This window comes from Variovorax sp. GW823-FHT04B03 (genome assembly GCF_058796495.1).
Map to the genome: position 1 here is coordinate 103967 of NZ_JBXAIT010000005.1, position 13745 is coordinate 117711.

Below are 13745 nucleotides of genomic sequence, written 5' to 3' on the forward strand. Positions count from 1 at the left end.
TTCAGGCGGCGGCCACCAGCGGGCCTTGGGCGTGGTTCAGTGCGAGGTCGAGCGCGTCGAAGTTGCGCAGCCGGCGCGTGCTCACCACGCCCGCGACGGGACGGTTGCAGATCAGGGGCACCTTCTGCTCCGACACACCCCCGTGCGAACGCAGCGGCACTTCGAGCGCCGTGAGGTCGTGGCGCGTGGCCGAGGTGCCGATGACGGTGCTTTGCTCGCTCACCACCACGATGTCGCCGATGCGGTCGGGCGGCAGCTCGAAACGCTGCGCAGCCTCCTTGCGCGAGAGCACGAGCTGCATGCCGGGGATGCGCTGGATGCGGTCGATCCAGCCGGGCACCTCGTCCTCGTTGGGCACATACACGGTGGCAAACGAGCCGAGCGCGCCGTGGTGCACCACGTACGGATCGGTGATCGGCAGGATCACGCGCGCGCGGTCCGGGCCGTACCAGCCGTCGAGCACGTCCTGCAGGTAGATCACGTTCGGCGAACCGTCGGCGCCGTGCTTGTCGTTCATGCCGTGGTCGGCCGTGAGCACGATGGTGGCGCCCAGTGCATCCAGCTGTGCCAGGTAGCCATCCATCATTTGATAGAAGGCATTCGCTGCAGGGCTGCCCGGCGCGGCCTTGTGCTGCACGTAGTCGGTGGTCGACAGGTACATGAGGTCGGGGCGACGCGACTCCATGAGCTTCACGCCGGCGGCGAACACGAACTCCGAGAGCTCCGCGCTGTACACCGAGGGCACCGGCATGCCGACCATGTCGAGCACGTTGTCGATGCCGTTCTCTTCCATCGTCACCTGGTCCGACTTCTCCGACGAGAAGCAGATGCCCTTCATCTTGTGGCCCAGCAGCTTGCGCAGCTTGTCCTTGGCCGTGACCACCGCGAGCTTGGCGCCCGCATCTGCAAACGCAGCCAGCACGGTGCCGGCGCGCAGGTACTTGGGGTCGTTCATCATCACTTCCTGGCCCAGCTCGCGGTCGAAGAAGTAGTTGCCGCAGATGCCGTGCACGGCCGGCGGCGCGCCGGTCACGATCGACAGGTTGTTGGGGTTGGTGAACGAGGGCACGACGCAATCGGCCAGCAGGTCGGCGCCGCCTTTGCGCATGGCCTCGAGGTACGGGGCCACGCCGGCCGCAATGGCCGCGTCGAGGTACGCGGGCTCGCAGCCGTCGACGCAGACGACGACCACCGGGCGGACCATCCAGCGGTAGCTGCGGCCGTTGACTTCGAGTGAGTCGGATTTCATGAAGAGATGCTCCTTGGCAAGTTGGGTGTGTCGGTGCGCGGGCTTCAGCGGCGGATGAACAGCGCGATGAAGGCACTGATGAGGCAGCTGGCCGCGACGATGGGGAACACCACCGAGGTGCTGCCCGAGTGGTCCAGCATCCGGCCGATCAGCGGTTCGCCCAGGCCGGCCAGCAGGTACGAGAAGAAGTTCATGACACCGGTGGCGGTGCCGGCGCGCTTGGCGCCCACGAGGTCGGGGCACAGGGCCCAGAACGACGAGGCCGGGCCGTAGACGAAGAAGCCCGCCAGGAACAGCAGCCCCAGGCCGAGGATGCTGGTGGGCAGCAGGTACATGCCCATCGAGGCGATGGCGCCCAGCAGCATGTACAGCACGATGGCCTTGTAGCGCTTGGAGCCGAACACCTTGTCGGAGATCCAGCCGTTGGTGAGCGCGCCGAAGGCCATGCCCACGGGCAGCGCCACCGAGATCCAGGCCGGGTCGATCATGCCGTCGGCGGCCTTGGCCCAGTCCTTGCCCAGGAAGTGCACGGGCACCCAGACGATGAGGCCGTAGCGTGCGGCATTCTGGAAGCCGATGGCCAGCGCGGCGATCATCAGCTTGGGGTTGCTGAGCACGGCCTTGTAGCGCGACCAGGAGCTTTCTTGCGGCTCGCCGTCGGCCACGCCGGCCTTGTCGGCTTCCTGCGGGTTGTTGTTGGCCACGCCGGTGTCGGGCGACTTGAAGCCCAGGTCTTCCGGCCGTTCACGGGCGATCAGGTAGAAGGCGATGCCGCCCACCAGCATCAGCAGCACGGGGAGCCGGAAGATCCAGCGCCAGTCCAAGTGCAGCACGTTGACGACGATGATCGAGGTCACGAACGACAGCACCGAGGCGCAGCCGGCGGCGAACACGTAGAAGCCGTAGACCTTGCCGCGTTCGCCCGCGCCCCACCAGTTCGACAGCAGCCGGCTGCCCGGCGCCCAGCCCAGGGCCTGGAAGTAGCCGTTGATGCCCCACGGGATCGCCAGGCTCTTGAAGCCGACCGCGAAGCTCACGACCCAGTTGGCGGCGCACGAGAGGATGGCGCCGGCGGTCATCACGCGGCGTCCGCCGAACTTGTCGCCCAGGTTGCCGTTGATGGCCTGCCCGACGGCATAGCACCACAGCAGCGAGGTCGAGGCCCAGCCCAGCATTTCCTTGGAGAGGCCGAACTCCTTCTGGATGCCCGGGATGGCGAAGCCGAAGGTCTGGCGCCCCGTGTAGAAGAAGAAGTAGCAGAACATGGCCGCCAGCAGCATCCGCCACTGCGCCTTGCGGAACGAATTGTCGAGGGGGCGTGCGTAGGTGCCCGCCTGCAGGATGGGATTGGCCGCTTGCATGGTATGTCTCCTTGTCTTGACGGGCGTGGGGCCCGTGGGGCCGGCTCGATGGCCGGCATATGGCTGTCTGTCTTGTCTTGCTGACTTGTCTCGCTGCGCAGTCCCTGTCCGTCAGGCCAACGCCGCCGCGCCGATGAAGTTCTTGCCGCGCGCCCCGTCCATGGCGCGCGCGATCATGGCCGCCGCTTCGCTGTCCGCCACGCCATAGTCGGCAAACTCGGTCTTCACGCCAAGCCCCTGCAGGAAAGCCCGCAGTCGCTGCGTGGCGGTCGCCAGGTCGGTGCCGAACAACAGCTGCAGCGTCCGGTCGCGGTCGGGCGAGCGGGCCCAGGCCTTCTCCAGCACGAGCGGCAGCGTGAACGAGCAGGCGATGCCGTGGGCCAGGCCGTGGCGCAGCGTCATCTCGTAGGAGATGGAATGCGCCAGCGCCGTCTTGGTGTTGGAAAACGCCATGCCGGCCTTCAGCGCGGCCAATGCCATGCGCTCGCGCAGGTCGAGGTTGCCCAGGTCTTTCAGCAGCGCCGGCAGGCAGTCGAAGATGTCGCGCACGGCCGAGACGGCGAAGGTGTCGGAGACCGGGTTGGCGTTGACGTTCCAGATCGCTTCCAGCGCATGCGAGAGCGCATCGAGCCCCGTCGACACCGTGGTGCCCGCTGGCACCGAGAGCATGAGCTCGGGGTCGACGATGGCGACCTCGGGCCAGGTGGCGTCCAGGTGCAGCGAGTATTTCTTCTGGTTGCCGGCGTCCCAGATGGTGGCCCAGGGCGTTACTTCGCTGCCGGTGCCGGCGGTGGTCGGCACGGCGATCAGCGGCTTGACGCTGGCGGGCACGAAGGGCTTGCCGGTGGCCAGCAGCGCGACGAGCTCGTCGAACTGGCCGTTGGCCGTGCCCACCATCAGCGCCTTGGCCGTGTCGATGGCGCTGCCGCCGCCGACCGCCACGATGGCGTCGCAGGGTGCGTCCGATTGCCAGAAGGTGTTGTACAGGTCGCGCAGGTGGGCGACGTCGGGGTTGGGACGCACGTCGTCGATCACGGTGACGAGCGCGTCGCCCAGCAGCGCCTGCAGGCGATCGACCAGGCCGAGGCCGCGGGCCTCGGGGAAGGTAACGAGCGCGACGCGGCGCCCCGCCAAGAGCGAGGGCAGCCGTGCGAGGCTGCCTCGCCCGGAATGAATGGACACGGGGTTGCGGTAGGCGTGGGGCATGTTTTTTGTCTCCGGTTTCTGTCTGGGCCGCAGTGTCGAAGCGGCGTGCCGGGGCGTCCAATCGCATTTCGCGCGTGCAACCCGTCCAAAACCGATGGATGCCTTCGGGAAAGCCTGCATAGGCGCCAGCGCCGCATCTGAGGGAGGCTCGGCGCACGCCCCTCACGATCGCCCCATGTTTCACCAGTACTACAAGTGGATCCGCTGCTTCCACGCCGTCGCCAAGACTGGCGGCTTCACCACGGCCGCGCGCTACCTGCACATCGGCCAGCCCACCGTGACCGACCAGGTCAAGGCGCTGGAAGAGCGCTTCAACGTCGAGCTGTTCCTGCGCAGCGGGCGCGCCGTGCGGCTCACGGCCGCGGGTGAGCAGCTGTATGCGATCACGCAGGGCCTGTTCGGGCAGGAGGAAGAGGCGATGCAGTTCCTGCAGCGCGCCCACAAGCTGCGCACGGGGCTGGTGCGCGTGGGCGCGGTGTCGCCACCCATCGCGCTGGAGCTGGCGCGCAGCTTCAAGCGCAGCCACGCCGGGCTCGACCTGACGGTGTCGATCGGCTCCGAGGCCTCCACGCTCGGCGGGCTGCAGGACTTCGACATCGACGTGGGCATCCTCGTGGAGCCGCCCGAGATCGAGGGCCTGCACCAGGTGCCGTACCGCGTGGAGCGCATCGTGGCCGTGGTGCCCGCGAAGCACCCGTGGGCGAAGAAACGCACCATCGCCACGCGCGACATCGCGGGCGAGCCGGTGATCCTGCGCGAGCCCGGCTCCAAGACGCGCCACCGCGTGGAGCGCGCCTGCGCGCAGCAGGGCGTGCAGATGAATTGCGTGATGGAGATCAACAGCCGCGAGGCCATCCTGCACGCCGTGGCCAACGGCATGGGCGTGGGCTTCGTGACGCAGATCGAGTGCATTCCGCTGCCCGGCCTGAAGATGGTGGAGATCGACGACGACGAGCTCTCGATCAGCTACTCGCTGTGCTGCCTGGCGGTGCGCAAGGACCGGCCGCTGATCCGCGCGCTGTTCGAGGTGGCGCAGCGGGGCGACGACACGGCCGGCTGATCGGGTTTCGTCGCGGGCGGCACACCCCGCGGCGGGCTTCTTCGCTATCCTGCCGTCTGGCCCCAGACGAAGGATCGACCTTGAACTTGCACCCCGCCCTCCAGGACGCCGCCGCGCGCGACTTCGGCACCCTTGCCGACCTGGTCCGCCTCCACGCCCAGCACACCCCCGAGCGCCCCGCGCTGGCCGATGCCCAGCAGACGCTGGACTACCGCGCGCTCGACGCGCTCATGGACCGCATCGCCGCCGCCCTGCAGCGCGACGGCCTGCGCGCCGGCGACGCCATCGCCGTCTGCGCCGCCTCGTCGGTGCCCTACGCCGCCGTGTTCCTGGGCGCGCTGCGCGCGGGCGTCGCGGTGGCCCCGCTGGCCCCCGGCTCGGCGCCCGCCAGCCTGGCGCGCATGATCACCGACGCCGACGCGCGCCTGCTGTTCACCGACGCCTCGGCCGCCGAGGTGGTGGGCGCCGCGCAGGCCACCGGCCTGCCGCACATCGCGCTCGACGGTTCCAACGTCGGCCGCGCGCTCGACGACTGGCTCGCGGCGCCCGGCGCGAAGCCGGAGCCCGTCGAGGTGCAGCCCAACTGGGCCTTCAACATCATCTATTCGTCGGGCACCACCGGCGAGCCCAAGGGCATCGTGCAGGGGCACGGCATGCGCTGGTCGCACATCCAGCGCGGCGCCAAGTACGAGTACGGGCCCGAGACGGTCACGCTGCTGTCGACGCCGCTGTACTCCAACACCACGCTGGTCGTGTTCTTCCCCACCCTCGCCTTCGGTGGCTGCGTGGTGCTGATGCCCAAGTTCGACGCGCTGGGCTACCTGCAGCTGGCCGTGCAGCACCGCGTGACGCACACCATGCTCGTGCCGGTGCAGTACCAGCGCCTGATGGCGCATCCGCGCTTCGACGCGCACGACCTGTCGACCTTCCGCCACAAGTTCAGCACCAGCGCGCCCTTCAACGCGGCGCTCAAGGCCGACGTGCTCAAGCGCTGGCCCGGCGGGCTGGTCGAGTTCTACGGCATGACCGAAGGCGGCGGCACCTGCATCCTGGAGGCGCACCTGAACCCGACCAAGCTGCACACCGTGGGCCAGCCCGCGCCGGGCAGCGACATCCGCCTGATCGACGAGGAAGGCAACGAGCTGCCGCGCGGCGACACCGAAGTGGCCGGCGAGGTGGTGGGCCACTCGGCCGGCATGATGACCGGCTACCACCGCCAGCCCGCGAAGACGCGCGAGGCCGAATGGTTCGACGCCACCGGCAAGCGCTTCATCCGCACCGGCGACGTGGGCCGCTTCGACGCCGACGGCTTCCTCACGCTGTTCGACCGCAAGAAGGACATGATCATCAGCGGCGGCTTCAACATCTACCCGAGCGACCTCGAAAGCGTGCTGCGCGGCCATGCGGCGGTGGCCGACGTGGCGGTGGTCGGCATTCCGTCCGAGCAGTGGGGGGAGACGCCCGTGGCCTTCGTGGTGCGCCGGGAAGGCGACGTCACCACCGAAGACACGCTGCTGCAGTGGGCCAACGCGCAGGTCGGCAAGACGCAGCGGCTGGCGCGCCTGCGCTTCATCGACGAGCTGCCGCGCAGCGCGATCGGCAAGGTGCTCAAGCGCGAGCTGCGCGACCTGAGTGCCTGAGTGAGCGCCGCAAGCACCGACACCGCCCCGCCCGAACACGGCGGCGGCAACGGCCTGCTGTGGGTGCTCGTGGCCGTCGCGGTCGTGTTCGCCTTCGTGCGCCCGCGCGCGCCGATGGACTGGCTGCGGCTGGTCGACTGGCAAACGGTGGGCGCACTCGCGGGCCTGCTCGCCATCACCCAGGGCGTGGAGAGGAGCGGCATGCTGCAGGCCGCCGCGCGGCGCCTGCTGGCCCACACGCACAGCCAGCGCGGCCTGGCGATGGCGCTCACGGCCACGGCCGCGCTGCTGTCGGCGCTGGTGACCAACGACGTGAGCCTGTTCCTGCTGGTGCCGCTCACGCGCGTGCTGGCCGTGCAGGCGCACCTGCCGCTGGCGCGGCTGGTGGTGCTGCAGGCGCTGGCCGTGAACGCCGGCTCGGCGCTCACGCCCATCGGCAACCCGCAGAACCTGTACCTGTGGCACCGCTCGGGCGAGAGCTTCTTCGGCTTCATGGCCATGATGGGCCCGACCGTGGCGATCATGCTGTTCTGGCTCTTCGTGGCCGTGTGGTGGCTGGTGCCGCGCACGCCGATCGCGCTGCGCGAGGAGACCGAGGCCGCGCCCGTGCAGCCGCGCCTGCTGGCGCTGGCCGGCGTGCTGTTCATCGGCTTCGTGGTCGCGCTCGACCGCCACTGGCTGCTGCCCGGCCTGGGCGCGGTGTTCGGCGTGCTGCTGCTCACCTACCCGCGCGTGCTGCGCGGCATCGACTGGGCCTTGCTGGCGATCATCGCGCTGATGTTCGTCGACCTGCGCCAGGCCGCCGAGCTGCCCGCCATCGCGGCGCTGCTGGGCCATTGGCCCATCGGCGAGGGCTGGCGCGCCTACCTCGCGGCCATTGCCGCCTCGCAGGTCATCAGCAACGTGCCGGCGGCGATCCTGCTCGACCGCTACGTGCACGACCTGCCCGCGCTGGCGGCCGGCGTGAGCGTGGGCGGCTTCGGCTGCGTGCTGGGCTCGCTGGCCAACCTGATCGCGCTGCGGCTGGCCAAGCTGCCGCACGGGCTGCGCGAGTTCCACCGCATCAGCATTCCCTTCCTGCTGGTGTGCGCGGCCTCGGCGCTGCTGCTGCGGCTGGGGTGATGACAGACGGCGGGGCGGCGCGGACAATCGCTCCCGCCATGCCCACGCCCGCCCCTGTCCTCTCGCTGCGCGACTACACGCCCTCTCGCGGCAGCCACGCGCACGACCACTTCCAGGTGCTGCTCGGGCTCGACGGCGTGCTCGAGATCGAAGTCGAAGGCCGCGGTTCGGGCATCGGCACGGGCCAGGCCCAGGTCGTCGCACCCGGCGACCGGCACGACTTCGAGGCCCGGCGCGGCGGCAGCGTCTGCCTCGTGCTCGACACGCCGCATGCCCCGTGGGCACGCTGCGTCGAGCAGCCACCGACGGATGCGCCCCGGCTGCACGCGCTGGCCCGCTACCTCGCGCACTGCCTGCAGCAGCCGCAGCACGCGGCCCTCGCCCTGCAGCACGGCCCGGCGCTGCTGCTCGAGGCCTGGGGCGCCGTCGCCCCGTCGGTCGCCGACACGCGCCGCCGCCGCATCGACTGGCCGGCCCTCGCGGCCTGGGCGCAGGCGAACTGGCACCGGCCGCTGGGCGTCGCCGACCTGGCCGAGGTCGCCTGCCTGAGCCCCAGCCAGTTCGCGCAGCGCTGCCGCGAGGAGCAGGGCCAGAGCGCGATGCTCTGGCTGCGCACACTGCGGCTGGCCCATGCGCGCGAACTGCGGCTCGAAGGCCTGAGCGTGGCCGAGACGGCGCGCCGCACGGGCTACCGATCGCCGTCGGCGCTCACGGCCGCACTGCGCCGCTGACCTCGCATTTCTCCCTCTCCCGCTGGGGGAGGGCCGGGGTGGGGGCACGACGGCCTTCACAAAAGCGCGGCGCCTCATCGACGGCCTGCCCCCATCCCCACCTTCCCCCAGCGGGGGAAGGTGCAACACCAGACCGTCGTCGCGCGACGATGTGCAGTCATCGCGCGACGACCGCCTCACGTAGCCTCGGCGTCCATGCCCGCCACCTTCTACGCCCTGCTCGCCATCGCGCTGTGGGCCACGCTCGCCACCTTCGGCACCGCGCTGTCGCACCTGCCGCCGTTCCTCCTGACCGGGTTGGCGCTGATCGTCGGCAGCGTGCCGAGCTGGCCGCTGGTGCTGCGCGACCGCCGCGCCTGGCGCGTGCCGCCGCGCACGCTGGCGCTCGGGGTGTACGGGCTCTTCGGCTTTCACTTTTTGCTGTTCATCGCGCTGCGACATGCGCCGCCGGTCGAGGCCAACCTCGTGAACTACCTCTGGCCGCTGCTGATGGTGGTGCTGGCGCCGGTGCTGCTGCCGGGCGTGTCGCTGCGCCCGCTGCACGTGGTGGCGGCGCTGCTGGGCTTTGCGGGCGCGGCCATCGCGATCCTCGGTGCGCGCAACGGCAGCGCAGCACTTCCCGGCGCGCCCGCCACGTACTGGGGCTTCCTGCCGGCGGCCGGCTCGGCCTTCATCTGGGCCAGCTACTCGCTGTGGACGCAGCGCGTCACGCCCTTCCCGACCTCGGCCATCGGGCTGTTCGGGCTGGTGTCGGGCGCGCTTTCGCTGGCCTGCCATGCGCTGCTGGAGCCGGCGGTGGCGCTGTCGGCGAAAGACGGGCTGCTGGTCGCGCTGTGCGGCCTGGGCCCGCTGGGCGCGGCGTTCTTCGTGTGGGACATGGCGCTCAAGCGCGGCGACGCGCGGCAGATCGGCATCCTGAGCTACCTCACGCCGCTGGCCTCCACCGCGCTGCTGCTGGCCGTGACCGGCCGGGCGCTCACGGCCAGCATCGCGCTGGCGGCGGCGCTGATCATCTCGGCCGCCGTGATGGGCACGCGTGCGAAATGAGACAAATCAGGGCGATGCCCGACAGAGCTTGTCGTTTTTTGTGGCTAGAGTGGAGGCTCAGGAAAAAGGAGTCACCCCCATGGATCAGAAGAACAACAAGACCGAGGATTTCGAGATCACGCCCAAGCTGGTGTTCGACATGAACCTGGCGCTGTACCTCGACCTGGTGGCCGCGCTGGAGGGCGCGGGCGCCGTCACCTACCGGCAGATGGCGGCGCGGGTCCTGAACATCAGCATGGACGCCCGCACCGACGGCGACACCAACCTGTCGACCGTGCTCGAAGGCATCGCCCAGGGCTTCGCGGGCCACGGCGACGGCCTCTCGATCGAACTGCTGAAGGCCGCGCGCGGCCTGCGCGAGGACGATGCGATGGGCGACATTCCGATGCGGCCCAACCTGGACGATTGACCCGTCGCCTGCGGTATCGATCTCCGGCGGCCGATGCGCCGTGCAATCGGCGGGGCGAGGCGACGCTGCCGCCTTCGCCACTCAAGGCGACTTCCTGACGGGCAAAGGCCGCCCCACCCGTTCCAGTACCTCCTGCGGCCAGATGACCTTGCGCATGGTCATGTGGCTGATCCAGTTGCATAGCGCCCACAGGGTGAAGAACGGCAACGTCACAGGAAAAAGGAGCAGAAAAAGAACGGTCGGAAAACGGTTGGTTCTCCACCACCAGCCCAGCTGGGGTCCGAAGGGGCTGACCACGCCCATGCTTTGCCACAAGCTGCGGGGGCGCTCGAAGATTTGAAGCTGCTCGCCCTGCGGAACACCTGGTCCCCCGTCTTCCATGAAGCGACGGATGTGCTCCCACAGCATCGGCACGGTGTACTCGCCCATGCCCAGGCTGTTGCCCACATCGAATTCATCAAGCAGGCGGCCCTCTTTTTCGTCGGGCTTGCGGTAGTCGCGCACCACCAGCGTCAGGCTGTGCAGGCGCGAGAGGGCCTGACCAGTGGATGCCAACGTCACACGGTGTTCGGCCGTGATGCACGCCCAGTCGTATTCCACCGCCTGCAGCGCGATGGGTTTGAGGCGCAGGCGCCGCCACCCGCTGTCGGCAGAACCGTCGAGCGGCGGAAACAGGCGATAGACCTTGCGGTGCTTGCGGTCGAAGACGGTCGGCTCGTCCTCGGGGGCGAAGAGGTCCATGCGCAAGAAGAAAAGGTACCAGCGGGGAAAAACGTAGAACGCCAGGAATGCAACGACCACCATCTCCAGCGCCAGGAACGGATGCCGCCAGGACGTGAACACGCTCAATATTCCCGAGGAAACCGCCATCCAGAGGGCCCATGTCTGGACGACAACGCCGGCCGCCACACTCATCAACGCAAATCCGCGCATCTGTGCGGATGCCCCCGGTTGCTGAAGCGCGATCGCGTCCTTGAACACCGCCACCACATTGTTCATGGCACTGGGCTCGTCGCTGGCGCGCTTGTTCTTTCTGAAACGCTCCAGCACGCCATTGAGCGCCTGGTCATCTACCGTGTTCGGCGCAGGCTCGACGCCTTGCAGCAACGCGATGGCTGGTGCCACGAACTCACCATGCTTGAGCACGTTCAGCTTCCTCCGGTGCAGCCGTATCGTGCTGCATTTTCTTGAAAATCGCCCCATCAGGGCTCGATGGGTCTGGTGTGGAGATTCTGGGCCACAGCCAGTGCATCGGGTCGGCCTTCAGCCCTGCTTGAATGACAGCCCCCGGAGCGTCCAGTATCTTGCTGCGGTCCATGCGTGCAGGTTGGTCACACGACCAGGCCACCGACGAAACGCGGAGGTTGTCAGAATTTCCCCCTTTCCACACCAACCTGTACCGAGAGCAAGGTGACCTCATTGAATCCCCCCTCGGATGGGGCCCTGTCGGCAGTGCTGCACAAGGTCAGCGACAACATCGTCCTCATCGGACCTGCGCGAAACAGGTTGCAGACAGGCGCAGCATTCGCGTCGTTCTGCTCGATGGTCTTGCTCTGCCTGCTGTGCGCGACCTTCATCGTGGGCGACGACGGGCCCAACGGATGGGCATCTTTCCTTCTCTCGCTTGGCATCGCCATGTTTCTGCTGGTGATGGTCTGCACGCAGTTTTTGTATCCTCGAAGCTTTCTGTTTCAACGTGCGCCGACCTATGCGGTCTTCGATTGCGAAGCGCAGCGGGGCTACTGGGCAAGCGATGGCCAGTTGCGCCCTGTGGCATGGAAGGAAGTTCGTTTCGATGCCTTCGAAACCAGCCGCCGATTGAGCGCTGGACAATGGCTGCACCAGCATTTCCTGCGGATCGAAAGCTCTGGACCGTGCGAGGGAAGCAGCGTCGACATACCGGTCATTCAGACCTTTGACAGCTTGAGCGGCACCCTGGTTGTTTCCAGGCTCAACACTGCCTTGCGTCGCTTCATGGGCAGCTGCCATGCCATGAGCGCTGACATCGCGGACCTTCGCCGGCGGCCTCAAGGGAGCATTCTTCGGTCCATCGGATCGTGGGTCATCCCACCCCATCAGTCCCTCAAGACGCACCCCTGGAGCGTTCTTTTCGGGGTGCTGGGCTTTCCGTGGGTCAGCGTGTTTTTCATCCTCAACGCCTTCTACATGGCGGCTGTCAAAGCCACGAGCACGCCCGCCCGCTGGCCGGATGAACTGCTGTCCAGGATCGGGGAAATTCCGGCAGGGTCCCAACTGGAAGCCATCATTTCGTCGAAGGTCTGACCGACCGTTGTGCAAGGCCCGCCCGCGTTTACCAACGATCCGTCGTCCTCCTGATGCCCCACTGGGGGGCAGCCCCGAACGACGGGGCTGCGGACGCTTTCGGCAGCGTCAGTCTTCGGCGACCTGCAGCACCAGCTTGCCGAAGTTCTCCCCCGCGAACAGCTTGTTCAGCGACTCGGGGAAGGTATCGAGCCCCTTCACGACGTCTTCCTTGCTCTTCATGCGGCCGTCCTTCAGGTAGCCGGCCATCTCGGCGATGGCGATCGGGTAGCGGTCGGCGTAGTCGAACACCACGATGCCTTCCATGCGCGCGCGGTTCACGAGCAGGCTCAGGTAGTTCTTCGGGCCGGCGGCCGGCATGCTGTTGGCGTTGTTGTACTGGCTGATGGCGCCGCAGATGATCACGCGGGCCTTGCGCGCCAGGCGTGCCAGCACGGCGTCGAGGATGTCGCCGCCGACGTTGTCGAAGTAGATGTCCACGCCCTTCGGGCAGTGGGTCTTGAGGCCTTCGCGCACGGCGCCCGCGCCGGCCTTGTAGTCGATGCAGGCGTCGAAGCCCAGCTCTTTCACCACCCAGTCGCACTTGGCGGCGCCGCCGGCGATGCCGACCACGCGGCAACCCTTGATCTTGGCCAGCTGGCCCACGGTCTGGCCCACGGCGCCGGCCGCGCCGGAGACGACGACGGTTTCGCCTGCCTGGGGCATGCCCACGTCCATCAGGCCGAAGTAGCCGGTCATGCCGGGCATGCCCAGCACGTTGAGCCACTGGGTGATGGTGCCCACGCGCAGGTCGACCTTCACGAGGCCGTTGCGCTTGATCTGGTCCTGCGGGATCAGCATGTATTCCTGCACGCCCAGCGTGCCGTACACGGTGTCGCCCACGGCGAACTGCGGGTTCTTCGAGGCCACCACGCGGCCGATGCCGCCGGCGCGCATCACCTCGTCGATGGCCACGGGCGGGATGTAGCTCTTGGCGTCGTTGAGCCAGCCGCGCATGGCGGGGTCGAGCGACAGCGACAGCGTCTTGACCAGCACGCCGCCCTCGTCGGGCTGGGCCACGGGCTCGGTGCTAAAACGCCAGTGCTCGCGCGTGGCCGTGCCCTCGGGGCGCTTGGCAAGACGGACCTGGTGGTTGGTGAGGGCGCTGCTCATGGTGTCTCCTTGATGGGTGAATGTGCCGGGCATCGGCGACGCAGCCGCATCGTAGTCGCGGGCCAAGACCCCGCGCGTAGCGCAGGCGACAGCCCGCGCGCGCCCTCCGGGCGCCCTGCTATGGAAGCAGGAGCAGCCCGTACGCCGCCGCCGTGGCGATGCCCAGCACCGAGGCCACGGCGCCGACGCGCCGCGCCCAGCCGGGCCGGTAGCTCACGAGGCCGACCACCACGAGCGCGGCGGCCGTGAGCGCGCCCAGCCACAGCACCCAGCCCATGGCCGGCCCGCGCAGCCGGAGTGCCGCGACCAGCGAGAGGAGAAGCAGCGCCGCGCCGCCCAGCTGCTGCCAGGGCCGCGACGGGCCCGGCGTGCGGCCGCGCCCGTGGGCGTCTTCGTAATGCCGGTCCATCGCCAGGCTCAACGTGACGAAGCCGCCGAGCGCCGACGCGAACAGGGCGCACACCAGCGCGAAGGTGCTCATGGGC

The 13745-nt window shown here is 68.6% G+C and carries 14 protein-coding genes; 7 read left to right on the forward strand and 7 right to left on the reverse strand.

The window, feature by feature from the left end; genetic code table 11:
- Window position 1: 1 nt before the first annotated feature.
- The 3 genes from phnA to psrA form a co-directional block, all read right to left on the reverse strand.
- Window positions 2–1249: a phosphonoacetate hydrolase gene (gene phnA / locus AC1RAD_RS21420; RefSeq protein WP_492737070.1), complete on the reverse strand. Its 1248-nt coding sequence runs from the start codon at window positions 1247–1249 to the stop codon at window positions 2–4.
- 44 nt (window positions 1250–1293) lie between these two features.
- Window positions 1294–2610, reverse strand: coding sequence for an MFS transporter (locus AC1RAD_RS21425; protein WP_062480079.1), 1317 nt, complete (start codon window positions 2608–2610; stop codon window positions 1294–1296).
- A gap of 111 nt (window positions 2611–2721) precedes the next feature.
- Window positions 2722–3816 carry an iron-containing alcohol dehydrogenase PsrA gene (psrA, locus tag AC1RAD_RS21430; RefSeq protein WP_492737072.1) on the reverse strand — a complete coding sequence of 365 codons (1095 nt, stop codon included), beginning with the start codon at window positions 3814–3816 and terminating at the stop codon, window positions 2722–2724.
- A 175-nt stretch (window positions 3817–3991) separates the two neighbouring features.
- Here psrA and AC1RAD_RS21435 point away from each other — a divergent pair, with 175 nt between their 5' ends.
- From AC1RAD_RS21435 to AC1RAD_RS21460, 6 genes are all read left to right on the forward strand, one after another.
- Window positions 3992–4876 (forward strand): LysR substrate-binding domain-containing protein, encoded by an 885-nt coding sequence (locus AC1RAD_RS21435; protein ID WP_492699649.1) that lies wholly within the window; start codon window positions 3992–3994, stop codon window positions 4874–4876.
- 86 nt (window positions 4877–4962) lie between these two features.
- Window positions 4963–6516 carry a class I adenylate-forming enzyme family protein gene (locus AC1RAD_RS21440; RefSeq protein WP_492737571.1) on the forward strand — a complete coding sequence of 518 codons (1554 nt, stop codon included), beginning with the start codon at window positions 4963–4965 and terminating at the stop codon, window positions 6514–6516.
- Window positions 6517–7638 (forward strand): SLC13 family permease, encoded by a 1122-nt coding sequence (locus tag AC1RAD_RS21445; protein WP_492737074.1) that lies wholly within the window; start codon window positions 6517–6519, stop codon window positions 7636–7638. It abuts the gene before it with no gap.
- Between the two features lie 38 nt (window positions 7639–7676).
- Window positions 7677–8369: a helix-turn-helix domain-containing protein gene (locus AC1RAD_RS21450; RefSeq protein ID WP_492737076.1), complete on the forward strand. Its 693-nt coding sequence runs from the start codon at window positions 7677–7679 to the stop codon at window positions 8367–8369.
- A gap of 195 nt (window positions 8370–8564) precedes the next feature.
- Window positions 8565–9416, forward strand: coding sequence for a DMT family transporter (locus AC1RAD_RS21455; protein ID WP_492737078.1), 852 nt, complete (start codon window positions 8565–8567; stop codon window positions 9414–9416).
- A 79-nt stretch (window positions 9417–9495) separates the two neighbouring features.
- Window positions 9496–9825, forward strand: a complete 330-nt coding sequence (locus AC1RAD_RS21460) for a hypothetical protein (protein ID WP_095747028.1) — start codon at window positions 9496–9498, stop codon at window positions 9823–9825.
- 81 nt (window positions 9826–9906) lie between these two features.
- On the opposite strand, the gene AC1RAD_RS21465 is transcribed toward AC1RAD_RS21460, so the two are convergent.
- Window positions 9907–10971, reverse strand: coding sequence for a DUF6708 domain-containing protein (locus AC1RAD_RS21465; RefSeq protein WP_492737080.1), 1065 nt, complete (start codon window positions 10969–10971; stop codon window positions 9907–9909).
- Window positions 10955–11143, reverse strand: a complete 189-nt coding sequence (locus tag AC1RAD_RS21470; RefSeq protein ID WP_492737082.1) for a hypothetical protein — start codon at window positions 11141–11143, stop codon at window positions 10955–10957. The genes AC1RAD_RS21465 and AC1RAD_RS21470 overlap by 17 nt, the downstream gene beginning before the upstream one ends.
- 92 nt (window positions 11144–11235) lie before the next feature.
- On the opposite strand from AC1RAD_RS21470, the gene AC1RAD_RS21475 reads away from it, so the two are divergent.
- Window positions 11236–12108, forward strand: coding sequence for a hypothetical protein (locus AC1RAD_RS21475; protein ID WP_492737084.1), 873 nt, complete (start codon window positions 11236–11238; stop codon window positions 12106–12108).
- A gap of 108 nt (window positions 12109–12216) precedes the next feature.
- On the opposite strand, the gene AC1RAD_RS21480 is transcribed toward AC1RAD_RS21475, so the two are convergent.
- On the reverse strand, window positions 12217–13260 hold the full coding sequence (locus tag AC1RAD_RS21480; protein WP_369630451.1) for an NADP-dependent oxidoreductase: 1044 nt from the start codon (window positions 13258–13260) through the stop codon (window positions 12217–12219).
- Window positions 13261–13378: 118 nt separating this feature from the next.
- On the reverse strand, window positions 13379–13741 hold the full coding sequence (locus AC1RAD_RS21485) for a DUF3325 domain-containing protein (RefSeq protein WP_492737086.1): 363 nt from the start codon (window positions 13739–13741) through the stop codon (window positions 13379–13381).
- Window positions 13742–13745 lie beyond the last annotated feature (4 nt).

Bases quoted from the DNA above. Each gene is read 5' to 3' on its own strand.
- phnA (WP_492737070.1), bottom strand. From the start codon at position 1,249: ATGAAATCCGACTCACTCGAAGTCAACGGCCGCAGCTACCGCTGGATG.
- AC1RAD_RS21425 (WP_062480079.1), bottom strand. From the start codon at position 2,610: ATGCAAGCGGCCAATCCCATCCTGCAGGCGGGCACCTACGCACGCCCC.
- psrA (WP_492737072.1), bottom strand. From the start codon at position 3,816: ATGCCCCACGCCTACCGCAACCCCGTGTCCATTCATTCCGGGCGAGGC.
- AC1RAD_RS21435 (WP_492699649.1), top strand. From the start codon at position 3,992: ATGTTTCACCAGTACTACAAGTGGATCCGCTGCTTCCACGCCGTCGCC.
- AC1RAD_RS21450 (WP_492737076.1), top strand. From the start codon at position 7,677: ATGCCCACGCCCGCCCCTGTCCTCTCGCTGCGCGACTACACGCCCTCT.
- AC1RAD_RS21455 (WP_492737078.1), top strand. From the start codon at position 8,565: ATGCCCGCCACCTTCTACGCCCTGCTCGCCATCGCGCTGTGGGCCACG.
- AC1RAD_RS21460 (WP_095747028.1), top strand. From the start codon at position 9,496: ATGGATCAGAAGAACAACAAGACCGAGGATTTCGAGATCACGCCCAAG.
- AC1RAD_RS21470 (WP_492737082.1), bottom strand. From the start codon at position 11,143: ATGGACCGCAGCAAGATACTGGACGCTCCGGGGGCTGTCATTCAAGCA.
- AC1RAD_RS21480 (WP_369630451.1), bottom strand. From the start codon at position 13,260: ATGAGCAGCGCCCTCACCAACCACCAGGTCCGTCTTGCCAAGCGCCCC.
- AC1RAD_RS21485 (WP_492737086.1), bottom strand. From the start codon at position 13,741: ATGAGCACCTTCGCGCTGGTGTGCGCCCTGTTCGCGTCGGCGCTCGGC.